Genomic DNA, 22,235 nt, shown 5'->3' on the forward strand with positions numbered 1-22,235 from the left:
CACTCCGTGCGAACTGTCGGGGGACAAAAGGCGTGGAGTTATTCAGCGCTGAAGATGACGGCTCTGGCTACTGTCAGAAATTACAGGTAGGCGCTGTTTTCTGACGAGTGGTAAGGCACGGCCCGACGGATAAAAAGACGCTTTCCGGCATCACTCGGCGCCTTCTGTGCGTGTCGCCGGCAGTGTCTGCAGGGCTTGAATGAGATGGTTGCCAGCCGTACCGGCCTCTTCGCGAGCAAGCCCGCTCCCACAGTTTTAACCGGGTGCTGCCATAACTATTAGCTCAGCGCATGCCAATGTGGGAGCGGGCTTGCTCGCGAATGCGGTGTGTCAGCCAACACCTTAAGTGCCTGACACGACCTTTTCGCGAGCAAGCCCGCTCCCACAGGGGGGAATGTATTTCTTCAGATGAGGACGATTTCGTAGGGCAAGCGCATCCGCTCGAGGATTACGCGTGGCAGCAGCGGCGCGATGCCGATCGCCGGTTCGCCTTTGAGCTGGCTGGCGTAGGCGTGGGTGGCGTGGCTTTTGCGCGCCACAGTCCAGGTGTCGAGTCGCAGTTTGCGAGCGCGTTCCCAGGGGATCAGGTTCTGATCGCGTTCCGGCCAGTGCCAGGCCCAGACCGGTACGTCATGGAATGTCGCGCCGACTTGCGCTGCCGCTTTGGCACTGGCGCGGCCAACCGCTTCGTGGTCGTCAGTGCGATCGTCGCGCCAGGTGCTGAACACCACGTCGCCGGGACGCAGGTAGCGGGCGATGAAGTCGGTGAGGTCGGCCTCGCGGTCGAGCAGGGCGTTATCGGTAAACCCGCCGCGCACCCATTTCAGGCTGTGCATCGGCAAGCCGAGACGGCGCAGGGCCTCGACGCTTTCCTGGGGACGGAATACGCTCAGGCGTTTTTCCGACCATTGCCGCGAGCCGGGATGACTGGCGCTGCCGTCGGTGATCGACAGCAGTTGCAGCGGATGGCCGAGGCTGGCGAGCAATTGCAGGAGCCCGCCACAGGTCACCACTTCATCACCCGGATGCGGGGCGACGACGACGGCTCGGGCCCCGGGGGGGACCAGACTGTGGGTATTGATGACGGGAATGTTGTCGAGCTGCGGGGCACTGTTCCATATCTGCGCCGGCAGCGGGGTTTCGCTGAGGAATAACGGTTTCATGGGTGTTACGTCCTTGTCGTCTCTGGCCCTCAGTCGTATCTGCACCGTGGAAAAGCAGGCGCGCTCGACCCGTGAAGGCGGATGGATTGCCGTGCGACGCTCCGAACCCTGGATTGCCGCGCAGCAGAGTATTGCTCATGCCAGCCGATTCGTCGCGTCACAGATCAATCTGATCCGCTTTTTTTTGGCCAAGCTGTGCCAGATTTCGCAGATAGTCACCAAATCCACCCCGTGCGCGACTGTCCAGACGGGCGCTGGTGCGCACTTGCGGGCGATGGCTCCAGGCGATGTCGGCACCGCACCGCTCCAGTCGCCGCACCAGTTGCACGTCCTCGTCGCAGGCCAGCGGCGGGAAGCCGCCCGCCCAGCGATAGGCGTCGGCACTGACCCCGAGGTTGGCGCCGTGGATGTGCCGGTGTCCGTCACGGGCCTGATAGTGACTGTGATAGCGGATTTGCGCGGCTTCGTCGAACGACTGATCCCAGTGTTCGACGGTCACCGTACCGCACACCGCGTCGGCACCCAGCCCGAGCTGCGCCACCAGCCAGTCATCGGCCACCCGGCTGTCGGCGTCGGAGCAGGAGATCCAGCGCGCGCCGCGTTCCAGCAGGATCTGCGCGCCGGCGGCCCGGGCCTGGCCGACATTGCGTGCGTCGATGTGCAGGCTCAGCACCGGAAAACCGCTGACGATCTGCGCCGAGCGATCGGTGCAGCTGTCGAGCACCACCAGCACCTCCACCGGTTCGCCGGCCAGCAGCCCGTGTTTGCTGGCGCGCAGCGCTGCGCTCAGGCATTGCTCAAGCAGGTCTTCCTCGTTATGCGCCGGAATCAGAATACCGATCATCGCAGGCCCTCCAGTGCGGCCACCGAGCGCGGCTCGCGGCTCCAGACTTCAAGGATGAAATCCGCTTCCTGATGCAGCGCCAGACGCGGCAGCGGCAGTTGCTCGTGGATCAGGTCATGCACCTGACGGGCATTGAGCGGGCAGCCGTCGATGGGCGGGCGCCAGTGGCAGGCCAGCAATTGCCCGTCAGCCGTCAGGGATTCACTGATGCGCCGGATCACTTCTGTCAGATCCTGGGCATCGAGGTAGTAGCCGATTTCGCTAAATACAATCAGGTCGAATTTTTCTTCCGGCCAGTCGCCGGGCAGGCGACTTTGGCGCACCTCGGCGTGGTCAAAAAGGCTCAATCGGGTACGCGCCAGATTCACCGCCGCACTGGCGGTGTCGCAACACAGCAGACGGTCACAGCGGCCAGCGAGTTCGGCGCTGAGTTCGCCATTGGCGCAACCGGGTTCGAAGATCGCCCGATAATGTGCGCGGGGCAGGGCCGCGAGGGTGATCGCGCGTTTGCGCTGTTCGTACCAGCGTTCGCGGAACGCCCAGGGATCATCGTTGGCGCTGAACAGACCTTCGAAGTAACGATCATCGACGCTCATAGGAACACCACTTCAAACGGTTGCAGCAGACGATCCAGCACGTACGGCGCCAACACCGGTTGCAGCCCGGCTTGCGGGTCGCCTTCCAGCTGACTGGCGAACGCATGCACCGCGTGGCGTTTGCGCGCCACTTGCTCGGCGGACAACAGAATCTTGCGCGCGCGCTGCCACGGCACCGAGGCGTCTTCGGGGGAGGCCCAGTGCCAGGTCCATACCGGCAATTCGTGGCAGGTGGCGCCGACCCGTCGTGCGGCTTCGATACTGGCGCGGCCGGCGGCTTCGTGATCGCAGTGGCCGTCCTCGCACCAGGTGCTGAACACCACGTCGCCGGGGCGCAAGTGGCGTTCGATGAACGCGACCAGCGACGACTCATCAGCGGCGACCTGGCTATCAGTGAAACCGCCGCGCAGCCATTTCATCCGGTGCAGCGGCACGCCGAGGCGGCGCAGGGCTTCGGCCGATTCCTGCGGCCGCACCACGCTCAGGCGTTCCACCGGCCAGCGCTCGGAACCGGGATGACTGGCGCTGCCATCCGTGACCGAGATCAGTTGCAACTGACGCCCGGCGGCGGCCAGCAACTGCAGCATCCCGCCGCAGCCGAGCACTTCGTCGTCCGGGTGCGGGGCGACTATCACCGCGCGGGCACCCGGAGGCACCAGACTTAGGACATCGACGCTGTCCAGCGCCGCCAGGTGCCGGGAGTGTTGCCATTGCAGCAGGGAAGTACCCCGGTGGCCGATGATCGGATCGGGTTTGTTCGCGGCATTCATAGCGTCCAGGCCTCCTCGGGGTGTTCGGCCAGCGATTGGCCGAGCGCGGCGAGGTCACGCTCGGCATGGCTCTGGCGCAGGAACACCGGCAGATCAGCGATCAGCCGGGCGAAGTGCCGATCCTTGCAGAACGGCCCGGCACCCAGCGCACGCCCGACGTCGCGCATCGCTTGCTCAGCGGATTGCTCGACTACGGCGCGGGCACGCCGCGCCAACAGTGCGGCATCGGCTTCAGGGTGCGCATCGATGTGCAGCGCACTGAAACGCAGCACATTGGCGGCGGCGTACAGCGCTGAATCCACCGCACCGAGATGGGCGAGGGCGTGCGGCTCCTGGCGTTGCGTGCAGTGTTGCCGCAGTGCTTCGGCGATCTGCCGCGCCGCACCGTACCAGCACGCCGCGATGCCGATCCCGCCTTGCCAGAAGCCCGGACGATTCAGGTAGTCGCCGGGATTGCCGATGGCTTGGGCTTCGGCAGCGTCGAACAGCACTTCGACGCTGCCGGTGGCGCCCATGCCGACCGCTTGCCAGCCCTCATTGGTAATGGTCACCCCCGGTTGATCGAGCGCCACGGCGACCAGTTGCTGACGATCCTCGGCGTCCCACGCGGTGAGCAATGCATGGCTGAGCACCGCCGCGCCAGAACACCAGGCCTTGCGCCCGTCGAGGCGCACCATGTGCCCGGCCGGTCGCACCTGCACCCGCGCCTGCGGCGGTTCAGCCGCCCACATGCCCCAGGTGCTGCCCGGAGTTGGCGAACCACCGAGCTGTTCGATGATCGCCAATGCGTCGGTGTGGCCTTCGTAGAGTTTGCACAGGCCCAGATCGTGCCCACCAACTTCGGCCAAATGCTGAAAGCGCTCCAGCGTGCGACCGCTGCCCGGTAACGGCAACCGATCCAGACCGGCCTCGACCAGCGCCCGCAGGCAATGGCCGAGTGCGGCGGTGTCAGGATAATCAGGCGGGCGGCGCGCCAGATAATGTTGCAGGTCCATATCAGTCTTCTTCTTCGCGTTGCAGTTCGAACAGCAGCAACGAGCGGCCGGTGACCGAATATTCATGGCCAAACTCGAAGCGTTCCTGACCGCGAACCGCCGGTTGATTGGTGTCGACCATGCAGGTCCAGAAACTGCCTTCCGGCACTTCCGGCAGACTGAAATTGACAATGTCGTGATGGGCGTTGACCACCAGCAGCAACGTTGCGTCGGCACCTTTGCGGCGAATCCCGGTTTCCTGTGCGCGACCGTCGAGGAGCATGCCCAGGCAGCGGTTGTGCGCGTCGTGCCAGTGTTCGGTGGTCATCTCGGTGCCGTCCGGCGCGAGCCAGGTGACGTCCTTGACGCCGATGTCCTCGTTGTACTCGCCGACCAGGAAACGCCCACGGCGCAGGATCGGATAGGCCATACGCAGCTTGATCAGGCGTTTGACGAATTTGAGCAGCGCCTTGCCGTCCTCGCTGAGATCCCAGTTGACCCAGCCGATCTCGCTGTCCTGGCAATAGGCGTTGTTGTTGCCGTCCTGGGTGCGGGCGAATTCGTCGCCGGCGACGATCATCGGCGTGCCCTGTGACAGCAGCAGCGTGGCGAAGAAGTTGCGCATCTGCCGGTGGCGCAGTGCGTTGATCTCTGGATCGTCGGTCGGGCCTTCGACGCCGTGGTTCCACGACAGGTTGTTGTTGCTGCCGTCCTGGTTGTTTTCGTCGTTGGCCTCGTTGTGCTTGTCGTTGTACGACACCAGATCGTTGAGGGTGAAACCGTCATGGGCGGTGATGAAATTCACCGACGAGTACGGCCGCCGTCCACGCTGATTGAACATCTCGCCGGACGCGGTCATGCGGCTGGCGAAGTCGGCAACCTGGCCGTCGTCGCCTTTCCAGAACGCGCGCACGGTGTCGCGGAATTTGTCGTTCCACTCGACCCAGCCCGGCGGGAAGTTGCCGACCTGATAACCACCGGGGCCGCAGTCCCAAGGCTCGGCGATCATTTTCACCTGACGCAGCACCGGGTCCTGACGGCAGGCGACGAGGAAGCTGTGACGCTCGTCGAAACCGTCGTGATAGCGCCCGAGAATGGTCGCCAGATCGAAGCGGAAACCGTCGACGTGCATCTCGCTGGCCCAGTAGCGCAGCGAGTCGGTGACCATTTGCAGCACACACGGGTGACTGAGGTCGAGGGTGTTGCCGGTGCCGGAATCGTTGATGTAGAAGCGCTTGTCGTCCGGCATCAGGCGGTAGTAAGAGGCGTTGTCGATGCCGCGCATCGACAGGGTCGGGCCTTGCTCGTTGCCCTCGGCGGTGTGGTTGTAGACCACGTCGAGGATCACTTCCAGATTGGCCTCGTGCAGGTGCGCGACCATCTCCTTGAATTCGGCGATCTTGCCGCTGGCCAGATAACGCGGATCCGGGGCGAAGAAGGCGATGCTGTTGTAGCCCCAGTAGTTGGTCATGCCCTTGTGCAGCAGGTGCTGGTCGTTGACGAAGGCATGGATCGGCAGCAATTCCACACTCGATACGCCGAGCTTGCGGATGTGCTCAAGCACGTCATCGACCATCAGACCGGCAAATGTACCGCGCACGTTCTCTGGCACCGAGGGGTGACGCATGCTGATGCCGCGTACGTGGGTTTCGTAAATGATCGTCTTGTCCCACGGCACGCTGACCCGATGGTCGTTGCCCCAGGTGTGCGCCGGGTCGATGACCTTGCACTTGGGCACGAACGGCGCGCTGTCACGTTCATCGAAGCTGAGGTCGGCGTCGGGGTGGCCGATGGTGTAGCCGAACAACGCCTCGGACCATTTCAACTGGCCGACCAATTGTTTGGCGTAAGGGTCGATCAGCAGTTTGTTGTGGTTGAAGCGATGACCATTGGCCGGGTCATACGGGCCATAGACGCGGTAGCCGTAGATCAGCCCCGGATGGGCGTCGGGCAGATAGCCGTGGAAAATCTCGTCGGTGTATTCCGGCAGTTCGATACGTTCGAGTTCGACTTCACCGGCATCGTCGAAGATGCACAGTTCGACCTTGGTGGCGTTGGCGGAAAACAGCGCAAAGTTCACCCCCAGACCATCCCAGGTTGCGCCGAGCGGGAAGGGCAGGCCTTCACGGATTCTCGATGGCTCAGCGTGCGCTGCGGGCTCGGCCTTTTTTTTTGGACTGGACATGATTGCTCCTGCAAAACGGGTTGGTTCGGATAACGGATCAACTGTGGGAACAGAATCTGTGGTGAGGGGATTTATCCCCGATGGGTCGCGCAGCGGCCCTGCGACTGCTTCGCAGCCGATCGGGGATGAATCCCCTCACCACAGACATCTCTCCCTGACAGGGGTTGTTTGGGGTTTCTTGAGGACGAGTTGGCCCTCGGTGGCGAGCGAACTCGCCACACGGTGATTCAGTTCAATATTCCGGGTGGGTCAGTTGGCCGGGGGCTTGCGTGAGGCGCGCGGTTTTTTCTCGGCGGGCTTTTCACCCGGCGGTACGACTTTGGCGGCACCGGCCGGTTTGGCTTTGGCCGCCGCCGGAGGCTTGGGCTTGGCCGCCGGGGCCTTGCTGTCGGGGCCTTTGCCGGCGGCTTTGCTGCCAGCGGCTTTGGGCGACTTCTTCGGCGCCAGAGCCTCGGCTTCGGCCAGTTTGCGCGCCATTTCCCAATGACGCGCTTCATGACCTTCAGGTTTGCCCTCGGATTCCCAGATCTGATAGGCAAACTCGCGGATGCGTTTATCGTCGGTACTCATCGCAATGCTCCTGAACTGAACTCGTCGTTACGTAAAGAGTTGGATAAACAGATTGACCGGGAAATCCCCCAGCGCGGCGCTGACGTTCAGCTCCCTGTTTTTTGTGACTGCGCGGCTGTGAAAAAGTCCCTTCAGGTTTGTGTCAGAGGCGGCGAACGGTAAAACCACTCGCGTATCGCCCCAGCGCAGCGCATCCACCTGCGGCACGGCACTGTTTTCCAGCAACGTCGCGCAGCGGATCGGCACGATCACGATGGCGTAGTCGCCCTCGTGCTCACGGGCAAACGCGAGCACGTTGTGCGCCTGCCCGCCCAGCACCTCAAGGGCCTGATACGTGCCACGTCGAAACAGCTCGGCGTGTGCGGCGCGCAGGTTCAACACCTGGGCGATCAATGCTTGCTTGATGCGCCCGTCACGCCAGTTCGCCAGCAGTTCCTCAAGCGGCGCGTGTCCGTCCAGAGCTTGCTCGCGCGCGGCGTAATCCACCGGCCGGCGGTTGTCCGGATCGACCAGACTGAAGTCCCAGAACTCGTTGCCCTGATACAGATCCGGCACCCCCGGCACGGTCATGCGCAGCAAGGTTTGCGCCAGACTGTTGAGGGCGCCGGCCGCAGCGATGCTGTTGACCGTCTTGCTCAGCGCGGCGCGCAGCAGCTCGCCTTCTGCACCGGTGAGCAGTCGTTGGGTGAACGTCTGCGCTGCGTTTTCGTAGGCTTCGTTGGGCGCACTCCAGCTGCTTTGCAGCTTGGCTTCGCGCAGGGCTTTCTGTTGCCACTGCCAGATGCGCTCGGCGTACTCGCTGAAACCTGACTGATCGTCATCACGCAATTGCAGCGGCCAACTGCCCAGCAGCGCCTGATAAAGGATCAATTCATCGCCGGACGACGGCACTTGATCATCGTCGCGCAATGGCCGGGCGAGGGCGCGCCATAACTCGACCTGCTCGGCGTACCAGTGGCTGCGTTCGCTGAGAATCGCCAGGCGGGCGCGAGTGTCCTCGCCGCGTTTGTGATCGTGGGTCGCAGTGGCCAGCAGGTTGTCGGGGAACGCCGCCAGCCGTTGCTGATTGACCGCATGGAAGTCGCTGACCGGCGCGCTGAACTGCTCAGTGTTGTAGCCGACGTCATTGCGCGACAGCAGCACCGCCGAGCGATACAGCGCGGTGTCTTCCACGGCTTTGGCCGCTGCCGGTGAGGTCAGTTGCTGGAAGCGTACACAGGCGTGCTTGAGGATCTTGCGCGAGCGCCCGCGCGGCTTGTGCCGCCAGGGCGTGCCACCGAGCCAGGCCGCCACGCAGTCAAGCACCGGCCAGTCGCCTTCGCCCAGCGTCTGCCGCGCGCCGTCCATGGCTTGCTGGAAGAACTGTTCATCCTGCGCCGAGCGACCGAGCGCGCTGATGTAAGTGCGGTACACCGGGAAATGCACGATCAGCGCCTGCAACACCCGACGGATCGCGCCGAGGGTCAGGTCACGGGTCATCAAATCGTCGCGCGCCACTTGCAGCAGCGCCTGGGCAACGCTTTCGCAGTCGCTGGCCAGCGAGCCGTTGAGGATCTGCTGGCGTGCCAGTTGCGCTTCTTCGATAAATGCCGCCGGGCGCTCGGTGCGCCGTTGCCACAGATCGCCGAGCACGTATTCACCATCGGGATCGTGTTGCAGCAACGACAGTTGATTCATGAACTCGTAACCCGTGCTGCCATCCACCGCCCAGTCGGTGCGCAGGGTTTCGCCGGCGCCGAGAATCTTCTCGACGTAGATCGGCAAGTGCCGGCCCGGCGCGAGAAAGTCGAGGCGCCGCCGCAGTTTTCGGCAGTAGCCACGCGGATCGGCGAGGCCGTCGATGTGGTCGATGCGCAAACCGTCGACCAGCCCCTCGCTAATCAGCTGGAAGATCTTGCCGTGGGTCGCTTCGAACACGGCCGGACGTTCGACGCGCAGGCCGCCGAGTTCGTTGATGTCGAAAAAGCGCCGCCAGTTGATGTCATCCGCTGCGGTGCGCCAACTGGCGAGACGGTAGCTTTGGCGCTCAAGCAACTGGTGCAGCTTGTCGAAGCCTTCTGCGGTGGTGGAGTCGTAATGCGCGAGACTTTCCTCGATCGCGGCGAGGACTTGCGGATCGCTCGCCAGCTCTTTCAGTTCTTCCTTGAGCGGCATCGCCAACGCATGGGCGTCGGTCTGGTAGCTGAGGGTACTGAAACGATCGGCCAGGGATTGCAGCGCCTCGACTGGTTTTAACAGCTCGCCGTAGTCATTCGGGCAGATCGGGAAGTGGTGGTCGTAATGCTCGACGTGGAAGCGTCCTTGCTGCGCATCGAAGCACAATTTCAGCGTGCCTTCCTGCAGGGCGATGCCGTAATCGCTGCCAAGAAACGGCAGCAGCAACTGGCCTTCCATCAACGGGTCCGGCGAGTGCCACTGGATGTCGAAGAACTCGCCGTAAGGACTCAGTCGGCCCCATTCCAGCAGATCGAGCCACCAAGGGTTATCGCTGCCGCCGACGGCCATGTGGTTGGAGACGATGTCGAGGATCAGCCCCATGTTGTGTTCGCGCAGGGTGCTGACCAGACGCCGCAGCGCCGACTCGCCGCCGAGCTCCGGGTTGACTTGGGTCGGGTCGACCACGTCGTAGCCGTGCATCGAACCGGCGCGGGCCGCGAGCAGCGGCGAGGCATAAATGTGGCTGATGCCGAGCCGGGCAAAGTACGGCACCAGCGGCACTGCCTGTTCCAGGGTGAAGCCCTTGTGAAATTGCAGGCGCAGGGTCGCGCGCAGTGGCTGGATGAGCGTCTGGTTCATTGGTCACGCTCGGCAGCTTGCAGGCGGGCGCAGGCCAGCAGTTCCAGACGCCGCGCAGCGTCGACGCCATCGAGCAACGCTTCGCTGTTGCCGGGCAAACGCCGCGACCAGTTCGGGTGGCTGTCGATGGTGCCGGGCAGGTTGGCCTGTTCGTCGATGCCCAGCGCGTCCTCCAGCGGCAGCAGCACCAGAGGCGCGCGGGTGTGACCGAGGAAGCGCACGCTGGCATCCACCACTTGATCGGCTTCGTGGGACTCTTCGCGAAAGTTCTGCGGGTCTTGACTCAGCGCACCGCGCAGGCCTTCGCGTTCACGCTGGCGATGGCGGCGCCATTCGATTTCACCGTTGGCATCGACGAAGCCCAAACGCGAGTTCCAGTCGATGTCGCGGCCATGCCACCAGCCGTTGAGCGTCGGCAGGTCATGGGTCGTGGTGGTCGCCAGGGCGTTATCCGGCCAATCGAGAATCGGTTTGAAACGCGTGTTGTCCTGTTCGAACAGCAGCACACGCATGCCGAGTATCGAGCGCGCACTGAGTTTTTCCCGCAGGCCGTCGGGCACGGTGCCGAGGTCTTCACCGAGGACAATGGCCTGGTGCCGATGGGATTCGAGGGTTAGCAGCCGCAACAGATCGTCAAACGGGTAATACAGATAAGCGCCATCGGCCGGGGCGGCGCCGTTGGGGATCACCCACAGGCGTTGCAGGCCCATCACATGGTCGATGCGCAGCCCGCCGGCATGGGCGAAGTTGGCGCGCAACATGTCGATGAAAGCGCGAAAGCCGTTGCGGATCAGGCCTTCGGGGGAAAACGCGGAAATCCCCCAACCCTGACCGGAGCGGTTGAGAATATCCGGCGGTGCACCGACGGTGAGCGAGGCCAGCAGTTCGTCCTGAAAGCTCCACGCCTGGCTACCAGCGCCGTCGGCACCGACTGCCAGATCAGCGATCAGGCCGATGCGCATGCCGGCGCCGCGCGCAGCGGTTTGTGCACGCTCCAGGCAACGATGGATCAGCCATTGGCAAAAGGCGAAGTAGCCGATGCGCTCGGCGTATTCTTCGGCAAACGCTTCGAGGGCGGCGCCACGCGGTTCGTGCCAGTGCTCCGGCCACTGCCGCCAGTCGAGGCTTTCGCCACGGTCGGCACGCATTTCCTGAATGGCTTCGAAGCGGCAGTGATTTTCCAGCGCTTCACCACCGGCATGGCGGAAACTGGCGAAGTCGGCATGCAACGGATGCTCGCCCGCGACGAAGCCGTCGTACAAGGCTTGCAGCAATTTGTACTTGGCATCGGCGGCGGCGGGCCAATCGATCAGTTTGAGGTCTTCCAGTTGCCTGAATTGCTCGGCCAGACCGCTGGCGTCGATCGCATCGCGCAACGCCCGTTCGCCAAGGATCGCGCCCGGTGCGGCATACAGGGAATTGAGGAACAGCCGGCTGGACGGCGAATAGGGGCTGTAGCGCCCGGTGTCGGCGCTGAACATCGCATGCAACGGACTGATCGCCAGCGCATCGGCGCCGCGTTCGCCGGCCACTCGGGCCAGCTCTTCCAATGCCTGAGTGTCGCCGAAACCGCCGTCGCCGGGGCGGCGCAGACCGTACAGTTGCGCGCTCAGGCCCCACACACGGGGGATCGGATTGTCCACCGCATCGCCAACGCTGAAGCAACGCTCCGGCGCCACGGCCAGGGTGAAATACTGATCGGCGATGTGCACCTGTTGATAGCCGACCGGGATCAGCCCCGGCAGCACGGCTTCGGCGTCGAGCTTGAGGTTCAGCCGCGAGCCGTCTTCCAGATGGATTTCGCACGGGGTTTCAGGTTCGAAGTAGCGGGCCAGATCAACGCCGACGCCAACGTCTGCAGTCAGCAGGGGGGGCAGGTGGCGATCCTGCTGCACCTGTTGCAGTTGCAACAGGCTGGCGTCGATTTCCTGGGCGGTATTGGCCGGATGGCCCAGGCCGGTGAGGACATTGCGCAGTACTGCCGGGGCGACTTTCTGCGGACGGCCGTTGGCGTCGATCCAGTCGACGGCAAGGCCGGCGCGGCTTGCGAGTATTTCCAGTTGCGCATCGCTCATAGGCGCTCTCCATCCAGAGGTTGCAAGGGGGTTGCGGCCGTGAGGCTGACAAGCGCGCAATACGGGGCGAGGATGCCCGGTTCCGACAAATCGTCTGCAGGCGGCTGCTGAAACAACCACACGGCGTCGGTCTGTGCAGGGTTGACCACTGGCGTATCGCTGAGGTTCAGGTCAATTCGCAGCTGACTGCCATCGCCCAGGCGCCAGCGCGCAGTGACCGCGCCGAAGCCGAGCATGTGCGCGCCCAGCGCCTGGGTGCCGGACAGATTGGGAATGATGTAGCGGTGGCGCAATTGCAGTAGTTGCCGGTACAACGCGAGGGTTTCCTGCTGTTTTGCGGTGCCGCTGCCAATCAGTCGGGGCTGCGAGGCGTGGAAGGTCTCCTCGGCATTCGGGTCGGGGATCTGCTCGCGTTTATGCGGATCGGTAAACGCGGCGAACCCGGAAAACTCGTTGCGACGTCCTTCGCGCACCAATTCGGCGAGTTCGCCGTGGTGGCTGGTGAAGAACAGGAAAGGTTGAGCGGCGGCGTATTCATCGCCCATGAACATCAGCGGGATCATCGGCGATAGCAGCAACAGCACCGTGGCAGCCCGCAGTGCCCGTGGATCGGCGAGGTGATGCAGGCGCTCACCGAAGGCACGGTTGCCAATCTGGTCGTGATTCTGCAGGAACAGCACGAAAGCGGTGGAGGGCAGGTGTTCGCTCGGTTCGCCCCGGGGTTCGCCGTGGCGGGTGATATGGCCCTGGAACACGAAACCCTGGCTCAGACAGCGCGTCAGTTGTTCCGTAGGTTGCAGCGCGTAGTCGGCGTAATAGGCGTCGGTTTCGCCGGTCAGCAGCACATGCAAGGCATTGTGGCCGTCATCGTTCCATTGCGCGTCGTAGTCGTATTCGAGCAGGCTCGACTGGTTGAGCTCGTTCTCCACGGTCAGCCAGACGTGGCGAGCCGGATCAGTCTGCTGACGAATACGCTGGGCGAGTTCGGGCAGGAAGTCCGGACTTTCTATCGCATGCACCGCGTCCAGACGCAGACCATCGAAGCGATATTCAAACAGCCACATCAGCGCGTTTTCGATGAAGAACTCGCGAACTTCATCACGGCGAAAATCGATTGCCGCGCCCCATGGGGTCTGTTTGTCTTCGCGGAAAAAGCCCTTGGCGTAGCGGCCAAGAAAATTGCCGTCGGGGCCGAAGTGGTTGTAGACCACGTCGAGAATCACCGCCAGACCATGGCCATGAGCGCTGTCGATCAGGTGCTTGAGCTGTTCCGGGGTGCCATAGGAGGCTTGCGGAGCGAAGGGCAACACGCCGTCGTAACCCCAGTTGCGGGTGCCGGGGAATTGCGCCAGCGGCATCAATTCGATAGCGGTGATGCCCAGTTCGGCGAGGCGCGCCAGATGCTGTTCGACTTCGGCAAAGCCGCCGAGTGCACCGACGTGCAACTCGTAAATCACCGCTTCGCTCCACGGCCGACCATGCCAGGCGGTGTGGCGCCATTGATAAGCCAGCGGATCGACCACCACGCTGTAGCGGTCAATGTCGCCGTCCTGAGCACGGGAGGCCGGATCGGGCACCTCCAGTTCGCCGTCGATGTTGAAGCGGTAACGGGTGCCCGCCGGGCACCGGGTCTTGATCACGAACCAGCCATCGGTCTGCGGCAACATCGGCAGTGACTGGCCATCTTCAAGTTCGACACTGACGTAAAACGCATCCGGTGCCCACAGCGCAAACTGAGTGTGTTCGGCGTCCTGCATGATCGCGCCGTGGGGCCAGTTTTCTTGGGTCCGTAACGGCATCGTGAAAAGCTCCGTGAGTTATTTGTGGCCGGCTTTACCCAGCGCCTTGGCGACCAGTTGTTCGTAGAGCTCGGCATAGGGTTCGACCGCTTTGCACCAGTTGAACGGCGCGGCCATCGCCCGGCAGCGCATGGCATTGAGCAAGTCGGGGAAGGCGAAAACCTTGAACGCACGGCTCAGGGCTTCGCGGTAGCTGTCGGCCGTGGATTCGTCGAAGAGGAAACCGGTGACGCCATTCTCGATGGTGTCGGCCAGGCCGCCAGTGTTGCGCGCCACCGGCAGCGAGCCGAAACGCTGGGCGTACATCTGGCTCAGGCCGCAAGGTTCATAACGCGACGGCATCAGCAGGAAATCACTGCCGGCGAACATGCGCCGGGCATCGGTCTCATTGAAGCCAATGCGCACGCCGATCTGCCCGGGGAAGCGCAGCGCCAGTTCGCGCATGGCCTGTTCTTCTTCCGGCTCGCCACGCCCGATGATCGCGATCTGGCCGCCGTTCTGCACGATGTACTCGGAGACTGCCTGGGTCAGGTCCAGGCCTTTCTGATAAACCAGACGCGAGACCACGGCAAACAGCGGGCCAGTGGAATCTTTCAAGCCAAACAGTTCACGTACATGGGCGGCGTTGACTGCTTTGCCTTCCCAGTCGCCGATGGCGAACGGAGCAAACAGGTGCGGATCAGTGGCCGCGTCCCAACTCTCGTCGATGCCGTTGGGAATGCCGCTGAGCAAGCCTTGCTGGGTCTTGGCGGCGAGAAAGCCATCCAGACCGCAGCCGAAATCCGGGGTGGTGATTTCCTGGGCGTAGGTGGCGCTGACCGTGGTGATGTGGCTCGAATAGGCCATGCCGGCCTTGAGGAACGACATTTTGCCGTAGAACTCCATGCCTTCCTGTTGCAGGGCATGGGTCGGGATGCCGAGTTCCGGGCACGAGCCGAGGCTGGTCACGCCTTGATAAGCCAGGTTGTGAATGGTGAACAGGGTCGGCGTGCGCTGCCCGCGCCAGTGCATATAAGCAGGGGCAAGGCCGGCAGGCCAGTCGTGGGCGTGCACCAGATCCGGGCACCAGTGAATTTGTGCGAGGTTGGCGGCGATGTCGGCAGCGGCCAAGCCCAGGCGGGCGAAACGAATATGGTTGTCCGGCCAGTCGCGACCGTTATTGGCACCGTACGGCGAACCTTCACGTTCATAGAGTTCAGGGCAGATCAGCACATAGATCACCAGCCCGTCCGGCATGTCCATGCGGCCGATCTTGCACGGGGGCAACGCGGCATGGCCGCCGAGTTCGCCGATGATGTGGATCGGGTTCTCGCTGTGCATCACCTGCGGATAACCGGGGATCAACACGCGCACATCGTGCAGGTGCGCCATGGCGCGGGGCAGGGCGGCGGAGACGTCACCCAGACCACCGGTCTTCACCAGATCGGCGATTTCCGAGGTCACGAACAACACTTTCTTCTTGTTGGGATTCTGGCTGGCGACCGGCGTCAGCGTTTTGGTGCCCGGGACGTTGATCGACCGGCTGCCGGGAAGACTCACCGTGCTCGATTCGCCAACCGACTGCTGAGCACGCTCTCCCTGAATATCCAATGCCGCACTGATCATATGAATCTCCCGTGTCGTTGATCTGATTCTTGTATCGAACAAGCTGTGGCCAAATCCTGTGGCCGGGCGCAAACGCGCCACGCATCGGTGAGCAAACGCTACCCAACACGCGCAAGCAGAATGGGTGAAGGGGGCGTTGCAAGGATTGCACCAGTCACGTTGCCCCTGTGTTGCAGATGACCCGCCGCTTCACGCAAAAGTTTCGACTTTTTTTACGTGCAGTGACCGACTGGTCTAACCCCGCGAAAATCAGTCTAGGCCAGATCCTAGAGCGGGCGAGAGCAAATGGGTAAATTGTTCGACAATCGGTTTGCAGGCATTGAAAGACGTGGTGTGCAGGGCTGAACGCACCGACGAAGTGCAGGTTTTTTTCTATGGAAGGGCCAAAACGGTGACTGGTCGGTCACGTTTCTGTGCTAGCGGGGAAGGGGGTTGCACTGTTGTGGTGCGGGTAGTTTGTTGATGTGTTGTCTATTAAGGCCCCTTCGCGAGCAAGCCCGCTCCCACAGTTGATTTGTGTACGACGCATTTCCAATGTGGGAGCGGGCTTGCTCGCGAAGGCGTCAGTCGGGCCACCGCCGTCCAGCAATGACGATCAGTTCAACAGGCGCAGCGGGTTCCCCGCCGCCCAAGCCTGAATATCCTCGATCATCTGCGCAAAGAACTGTTCATAGTTCTGCCGACTCACATACCCCACGTGCGGCGTGGCCAACACATTCTCCAGTGTGCGAAACGGGTGCAGTTCAGGCAGCGGCTCCTGATCGAACACATCCAGCGCCGCCCCGGCGATCTTGTGTTTCTGCAATGCCTTGATCAGCGCCGCTTCATCGACGATCGGCCCGCGCGCGGTATTGATCAGCAACGCGGTGTGTTTCATCCAGTCCAGCGCCTGCGCATCGACCAACCCGCGGCTGCGCTCGCTGAGTACCAGGTGCACCGAGAGCACGTCGGCCTGCTCGAACAATTCCTGCTTGCTGACGTAGGTCACGCCGGCCTGCTGCGCGCGCTCGGGGGTGAGGTTTTCGCTCCAGGCAATCACACGCATGCCGAACACCTGACCGAATTGCGCGACCTTCTGGCCGATGCTGCCAAGACCGAGGATGCCCAGGGTCTTGCCATGCAAGTCGCCGCCCAGCCCTTGCTGCCAGCCACCGGCGCGCAGGGAGTTGGCTTCATTCACCAGGTTGCGCGCGGCGGCCATGATCAGTGCCCAGGTCAGTTCCGGTGCCGCATGCTTGTAGCTGTCGGTGCCGCAGACCTTGATGCCGAGGCCGGCGGCCGCCTGCATATCCAGCGCCGCGTTGCGCATGCCGCCGGTGACCAGTAGCTTGAGGTTCGGCAGGCGCTGCAGCAGATCCTGGTCGAAACGCGTGCGCTCGCGCATCACGCAGATCACCTGGTACTTGCCCAGTCGTTCGGCCAGCACGGCGTTGTCCGCCGGGTACTCATGCACGAAGCTGACTTCGCCGATGCTGTCGAGCACCGACCAGTCGACCACGCCCCGTGCCACGTCCTGCCAGTCATCGATTACTGCAATCTGCACCGCCATCAGCCTTACCTCATCAACGAACGGGATTGGAATTGTTCAGCCAGCCGAGCAAGGCCTGATGAAATTTTGCCGGTTCTTCCATCTGCGGCGCGTGGCCCAGGCCGGGGAATTCCACTAGCGTCGACTGTGGGATCAGCTTGGCGACCTGCTTGCCGAGCACGTCATAGTGACCGATTTTCGCCTTGACCTCGGGGGAAGCGAGATCCTTGCCAATGGCCGTGGTATCAGAGGTGCCGATCAGCAACAGGGTAGGCATCTTCAGGTCCTTGAACTCGTAGTACACCGGCTGGGTGAAAATCATGTCGTAGATCAGCGCCGAGTTCCACGCCACCCGGGTTTTCCCCGGGCCATTGCTCAGGCCGGCGAGCATGTCGACCCAACGGTCGAATTCGGGTTTCCAGCGGCCGTCGTAATAGGTGGTGCGCTCATAGTCGCGAATGCCTTGGGCGGTGACTTTCAGTTCGCGCTGATACCACTGATCAACGGTGCGATAGGGCACGCCAAGGGCCTTCCAGTCTTCCAGGCCGATCGGGTTGACCAGCGCCAGTTGTTCGACCTGATCCGGGAACAGCAGCGCGTAGCGCGTGGCGAGCATGCCGCCGGTGGAGTGGCCGAGCAGCGAGGCTTTCTGGATGCCGAGCGTCTTGAGCAGGCGATGAGTGTTGGTCGCCAGTTGCTGGAAACTGTATTGATAGTTGTCAGGTTTGCTGGAGGTGCAGAAGCCGATCTGATCCGGCGCGACGACCCGGTAACCGGCCTCGCTCAAGGCCTTGATCGAACTGTCCCAGGTGGCGGCGCAAAAGTTCTTGCCGTGCATCAGCACCACGGTGCGACCGTTGGCCTTGCCTTGGGCGGCAACGTCCATGTAGCCCATCTGCAGGGATTTCCCCTGTGACTCAAAGGCAAAGTGCTTGAGCGTGTAGGGGTATTGGAAACCTTGCAGTTCCGGGCCATAGGTCGGGCCATAGGTCGGGGCGTCGTTCGGGGCGTTGTCGGGCGCCGCTTCGCCGGGCACGGCCGCCTGGGCCAATAGCGGCAGCGCTGCGCTGAGGAACAGGCCGGGCAGCCAGCGTGTGAGCGTGACGGACATAAGGGCAAACTCCATGGAAATCGACCGATGCTGGAACGCCCGGATTAGGGCGACGTTAACCACAGGCAACGCCGTGGCGTGAATGTTCAACCGAGCCAGCCCAGGGTCAGCATCGCCACCACGGCGTAGCGCGCAGCTTTGGCCAGCGTGACGATCAGCAGAAAGCGCCCCAGCGGTTCGCGCATGACGCCGGCAATCAGGGTCAGCGGATCGCCGATCACCGGCAACCAACTCAGCAGCAGCGACCAATGTCCGTAGCGCTCATAATGTTTGCGCGCGGTGGCCATGTGTCTGGGGTTGACGGGAAACCAGCGTCGATTCTGAAAGCGTTCGAGGCCGCGTCCCAGCCACCAGTTGACCAGCGAACCGAGGACATTGCCCAGCGTCGCCACGCCCAGCAGGCCCCAGAGCCAGTAACGGTCACTGGCGATCAGACCGACCAGCAGCGCTTCGGATTGCAGCGGCAACAGCGTCGCAGCGCCGAACGCCGCCGCGAACAGCCCGACGTAACCGGCAGCCATCAGTGGGCCGGGTAGTCCGCCACCACCACATCCGTGCCGTCCTTTTTCAGGCCGATCACTTGATAGGCATCGCTCATACCGTCCATTTCCATGCCCGGCGAACCCATGGGCATACCCGGAGCGGCGATACCCAGCAGATCGTCGCGCTTGCTCAGGGCCAGCACTTGTTCAGCCGGCACATGGCCTTCGACGAACTTGCCGTTGATCAGCGCGGTATGGCACGAGCCGAGGCGCGGTGGCACGCCGTGTTGCTGCTTGAAGCTGCTCATGTCGCTTTCGACGTGATCTTCGACTTTGAAGCCGTTGGCTTCGAGATGGCTGATCCATTTCTTGCAGCAGCCGCAATTGGCGTCGCGATGCACCTCGATCGGGATCAGCTCGGCGGCTTGGGCCAGGGAGGACAGGAGCAGGGCGCTGAGGGCGGTCAGTCGCAGGGAGGTTCGCATGGTGGGCTCTCGACAAGAATGACGTTCAAAAAGGAAAGTATTTTGACCGGATTTTCCTGCCGGGCATCAACCGAGTGTTTCAAGTTGATACAAGGCAGGCTGGCAGGATGATCATGGATCAAGCCTGACAGCCTGCTGAGAGGGAGATTACAAATCTGTCAGGCAGAATGGAGATGCGCTCTGTGGCGAGGGAGCTTGCTCCCGCTCGGCTGCGTAGCAGTCGCCAATCGGTCAATTTCGGCTTCCTGTTTATTGCGCTGCCAGAGTTGGGGCCGCTTCGCGACCCAGCGGGAGCAAGCTCCCTCGCCACAATAGACTGGTAGCGGAATCAACGAACCTTGAACCGCCCCATGATCGCGCTCACCCGGTTATTGGCTTCCAGCAGTTGGCGGGTGTTAAGTTCGCTGGCCTGGCCGCTGTGCACCAGTTCTTCGACCATGTGGCGGATCTGCACCATGCTGCGGTTGATCTCTTCGGTGACCGCACTCTGCTGTTCGGCAGCGGTGGCGATTTGCGTGCTGAGGCTGTTGATGTGGCTGACCGAACCGGCCATTTCATCCAGGCCCGAGTTGACCCGGGCCGTGGCGTCAGCGGCGGACTGGCAACTGGCCTGCGTGTTTTCCATGGCGGCGACCGACGAACTCACGCCCTGTGTCAGTCGGGTCAACATTTCGTTGATTTCCGAGGTGCTGGCCTGGGTGCGGGCGGCGAGGGCGCGGACTTCATCGGCCACTACGGCAAAGCCGCGACCCTGTTCACCGGCGCGCGCGGCTTCAATAGCAGCGTTGAGCGCCAGCAGGTTGGTCTGCCCGGCAATCGCGCCGATCACCCCGAGAATTTCGGTTATGCGCTGCGCATCCTGCTGCATGTTTTCGACTTTCTGGGTGGCACTGGCCACCTCGTCGATCAAGGCCACCACACTGTTGGTCGCTTCCCCGACCACCACCCGCGAACGATCGGCATTTTCGTTGGCGCGCTGGGTGAACGCTGCGGTTTCAGCGGCGTTCTGCGCAACGCTTTCGGCGGTCGAGCTCATCTCGGTGATGGCGGTGACGGTCTGATCGGTTTCCGAAGCGTGGCGCAGCAGGATCTGGCTGGTGTTGGCCGACGTACGCTGCAGGTCATCGAGGCTCGAGGCCATGGCACCGGTGGCCTGCGTCACTTCACCGATCATGTTTTGCAGGTAGGCAATGAAGGTGTTGACCGAGTGGCCGATGGCGCCCAGCTCGTCTTCGGCGCGGATGGTGATGCGGCGGGTCAGGTCGGCATCGCCGCTGGACAGCGAGTCGATGTTGGCCTTCAGGGCTTTCATCCGCGAAACCAGTTGGCGGATCGCGTAGACCTGCAACAGCACCAGCAGGATCACCAGCGGAATCTGCAACAGGCTCAGGCTGCTGAGCACGTCGTCGCGCTGGGCGGTGAGCATCTTGGTCGGCAGGGCAGTGGCGAGGAACCACGGCGTGCCTTCGATCGGGCGCATGAAGAAGGTGCTGGCTTCACCGTTGTTGTCGAACTCGACGCGTTGCGCCTGCTCACGGTTTTGCAGGCCAGCCTTGACCTGACTGGCGAAGGTCGAGCTGGCGGCGAGTTCACTGATGTTCTTCAGCACGATCGGGCCGCTGATGCGCGAGCTGTTGCTGATGATCTTGCCGTCGGCCTCGACGATCAGCATTTCGGCGTTCAGGTCTTTTTCCTTGCGCGCCACCAGATCATTGAAGAAGCCCAGCGTCACGTCGATGGTCGATACGCCCCATGCCGCGCCGTTTTTCTGGATCGCCATGGCGCAGTTGGTGCGCGGTTCGGCGCTCGCATCATCCTTATAGGCCGCAGCCCAGGCGCACTGGCCGCGCGGGGTCTGCATGCCGCCCTTGTACCAGCTCTGGTCGTAGTAGTTGGGGGCGGCGTCGCTGTTCCAGAAAGTGTTGACCGCCAGTTTGCCCGAGGCGTCGCGGTGCCAGAAGGTGCTGAATTTGTTGCGCCCGGCCTCGCGCTGGCCCGGCAATGGCCAGATCCCGCCACCGAAAACTTTCTGCTCGCCGTATTGATCCACCAGCCCCGGCAGCACCGTATCGATGGCCGCGCTGTCGAGCAGCGGAATGGTCTGGGTAATGCTGCGCTGCTGTGACTGCACTTTGTTCAACTCGCCCTGAATCTGTTCGGCGACTTCGGCGATGCGATTGAGCACTACCTGTTCTTCAGTCTGGCGAAGCTTGGGCGCGACCAGTTGGCTGATACCGACCACGGTCAGCACCGACAGCAGCAGGATGAACAGAACCAGAAACAACGTGTAGCGAGCCTGAATGGTGCGGAATGCGGGCATGGATACCGGTCCTTGAGCTGCGATTTTTTATTGTGGGTCGAGGGAAAAACGGCGGGATTACACCAGCGTATCGTCGGCGAACGGCGAAGCTTTAGGTACTTCCGTACAAGAAAGCGATGGGCTGACAGAAGGGCGTATCGACCTCGATACAAATGAATTCACCGGAACGTCAGTCGGCGTGAAAAGGGAATCGGCAGCCATCGTCAAACTGCCATGAAGCCGCGTCACAGTGAACCTCTGGCGATTTGTATCGAGAATGTACAGAAATTGTAAGCGACCGCACTAAAAGGGTTGGTGCCATCACTGGGCCGGTAGATACTTCCCGGCATTCGAGTGGTCCAGCAAGGACATTTCATGGTTATTTCACAGGGAGTCTTCTCATGACGATCGGCATTGTCGGCGGCTGGGAGAGCAAGGCAGGGGTGCTGGTTCGCAATACAGGCGCGAAAAAGCAGGTGGCGCAGAGCGTCAAGGTGCAACAGATGCTGACCATGGTCGGCAACGATCCGAACGCGCTGAACACCGCTGAAATGGACAAGCAGGGCCTGCGCAAGAACATCAAGGGCTTTGATCCGGCGAACACCTCGGTCAAGCAACTGGGCAATCTGAGTGCCTTCCTGCGTGGCCGCGGGCTGATTTCGGAGATCACCTCCTTTACGTTGATGAACGCCGGCGACAAGTTCGACCGGTTCGGCGTGACCAAAGACGTCGATGCCAAGTTCAATGCGCTGGAGTATTTCGCCACCCAGCTCGACGCGATCCAGACCAATGGCCTCAATGGCAATGCGTACGGCAAGAACCTGATCCCCGAATACAAAAAGGCGATCTACGTGCTGCAGAACCTGAAAACCTACGGTGAAGGCAACGCGCCGAAGCCTGTGGACCAAGGCGTCAAAGCCAAAGCATAAGCCGATCAAAAACGGCCCACCCAT

Annotated in this window: 17 protein-coding genes; 1 reads left to right on the plus strand and 16 read right to left on the minus strand. The window is 62.4% G+C overall.

The window, feature by feature from the left end:
- Window positions 1–404: 404 nt before the first annotated feature.
- The 16 genes from M0814_RS15265 to M0814_RS15340 all read right to left on the minus strand — a co-directional run bounded on the left by M0814_RS15265 (window position 405) and on the right by M0814_RS15340 (window position 21,303).
- Window positions 405–1,163, minus strand: a complete 759-nt coding sequence (locus M0814_RS15265) for a PIG-L family deacetylase (RefSeq protein ID WP_003224533.1) — start codon at window positions 1,161–1,163, stop codon at window positions 405–407.
- Between the two features lie 157 nt (window positions 1,164–1,320).
- Window positions 1,321–2,007 (minus strand): glycosyltransferase, encoded by a 687-nt coding sequence (locus M0814_RS15270; RefSeq protein ID WP_003224535.1) that lies wholly within the window; start codon window positions 2,005–2,007, stop codon window positions 1,321–1,323.
- The gene (locus tag M0814_RS15275) at window positions 2,004–2,603 is read right to left on the minus strand and encodes an SAM-dependent methyltransferase (RefSeq protein ID WP_003224537.1); all 600 of its coding nucleotides are present in this window, start codon (window positions 2,601–2,603) and stop codon (window positions 2,004–2,006) included. Before M0814_RS15275 ends, M0814_RS15270 begins: the two co-directional genes overlap by 4 nt.
- The gene (locus tag M0814_RS15280) at window positions 2,600–3,373 is read right to left on the minus strand and encodes a PIG-L deacetylase family protein (protein WP_103483307.1); all 774 of its coding nucleotides are present in this window, start codon (window positions 3,371–3,373) and stop codon (window positions 2,600–2,602) included. Before M0814_RS15280 ends, M0814_RS15275 begins: the two co-directional genes overlap by 4 nt.
- Window positions 3,370–4,368: an acyl-CoA dehydrogenase family protein gene (locus tag M0814_RS15285; RefSeq protein ID WP_103483308.1), complete on the minus strand. Its 999-nt coding sequence runs from the start codon at window positions 4,366–4,368 to the stop codon at window positions 3,370–3,372. Before M0814_RS15285 ends, M0814_RS15280 begins: the two co-directional genes overlap by 4 nt.
- A gap of 1 nt (window position 4,369) precedes the next feature.
- Window positions 4,370–6,532: a glycogen debranching protein GlgX gene (glgX, locus tag M0814_RS15290; RefSeq protein ID WP_003224541.1), complete on the minus strand. Its 2,163-nt coding sequence runs from the start codon at window positions 6,530–6,532 to the stop codon at window positions 4,370–4,372.
- 249 nt (window positions 6,533–6,781) lie between these two features.
- Window positions 6,782–7,102: a DUF2934 domain-containing protein gene (locus M0814_RS15295; RefSeq protein WP_103483309.1), complete on the minus strand. Its 321-nt coding sequence runs from the start codon at window positions 7,100–7,102 to the stop codon at window positions 6,782–6,784.
- Window positions 7,103–7,129: 27 nt separating this feature from the next.
- On the minus strand, window positions 7,130–9,898 hold the full coding sequence (locus M0814_RS15300) for a malto-oligosyltrehalose synthase (RefSeq protein WP_103483310.1): 2,769 nt from the start codon (window positions 9,896–9,898) through the stop codon (window positions 7,130–7,132).
- Window positions 9,895–11,973, minus strand: a complete 2,079-nt coding sequence (gene malQ / locus M0814_RS15305) for a 4-alpha-glucanotransferase (protein ID WP_103483311.1) — start codon at window positions 11,971–11,973, stop codon at window positions 9,895–9,897. Before malQ ends, M0814_RS15300 begins: the two co-directional genes overlap by 4 nt.
- Window positions 11,970–13,772, minus strand: coding sequence for a malto-oligosyltrehalose trehalohydrolase (gene treZ / locus M0814_RS15310; RefSeq protein ID WP_103483312.1), 1,803 nt, complete (start codon window positions 13,770–13,772; stop codon window positions 11,970–11,972). Before treZ ends, malQ begins: the two co-directional genes overlap by 4 nt.
- A gap of 18 nt (window positions 13,773–13,790) precedes the next feature.
- On the minus strand, window positions 13,791–15,377 hold the full coding sequence (gene glgA, locus M0814_RS15315) for a glycogen synthase GlgA (protein ID WP_103483313.1): 1,587 nt from the start codon (window positions 15,375–15,377) through the stop codon (window positions 13,791–13,793).
- Window positions 15,378–15,972: 595 nt separating this feature from the next.
- Window positions 15,973–16,926, minus strand: a complete 954-nt coding sequence (locus tag M0814_RS15320; RefSeq protein WP_103483314.1) for a D-2-hydroxyacid dehydrogenase family protein — start codon at window positions 16,924–16,926, stop codon at window positions 15,973–15,975.
- A 13-nt stretch (window positions 16,927–16,939) separates the two neighbouring features.
- Entirely contained in the window at window positions 16,940–18,016 is a 1,077-nt protein-coding gene (locus tag M0814_RS15325; RefSeq protein ID WP_103483315.1) for an alpha/beta hydrolase, read from the minus strand.
- Window positions 18,017–18,102: 86 nt separating this feature from the next.
- Window positions 18,103–18,537: a YqaA family protein gene (locus M0814_RS15330; protein WP_103483316.1), complete on the minus strand. Its 435-nt coding sequence runs from the start codon at window positions 18,535–18,537 to the stop codon at window positions 18,103–18,105.
- Window positions 18,537–18,983 carry a DUF411 domain-containing protein gene (locus M0814_RS15335; protein WP_103483317.1) on the minus strand — a complete coding sequence of 149 codons (447 nt, stop codon included), beginning with the start codon at window positions 18,981–18,983 and terminating at the stop codon, window positions 18,537–18,539. The genes M0814_RS15330 and M0814_RS15335 overlap by 1 nt, the downstream gene beginning before the upstream one ends.
- A gap of 328 nt (window positions 18,984–19,311) precedes the next feature.
- Window positions 19,312–21,303 carry a methyl-accepting chemotaxis protein gene (locus M0814_RS15340; protein ID WP_103483318.1) on the minus strand — a complete coding sequence of 664 codons (1,992 nt, stop codon included), beginning with the start codon at window positions 21,301–21,303 and terminating at the stop codon, window positions 19,312–19,314.
- A 380-nt stretch (window positions 21,304–21,683) separates the two neighbouring features.
- On the opposite strand from M0814_RS15340, the gene M0814_RS15345 reads away from it, so the two are divergent.
- Window positions 21,684–22,211 (plus strand): hypothetical protein, encoded by a 528-nt coding sequence (locus M0814_RS15345; protein ID WP_003224565.1) that lies wholly within the window; start codon window positions 21,684–21,686, stop codon window positions 22,209–22,211.
- The last annotated feature ends 24 nt before the right edge of the window (window positions 22,212–22,235 follow it).

Source organism: Pseudomonas sp. MWU12-2020, from assembly GCF_023100605.1.
Taxonomy (GTDB): Bacteria; Pseudomonadota; Gammaproteobacteria; order Pseudomonadales; family Pseudomonadaceae; genus Aquipseudomonas; species Aquipseudomonas fluorescens_H.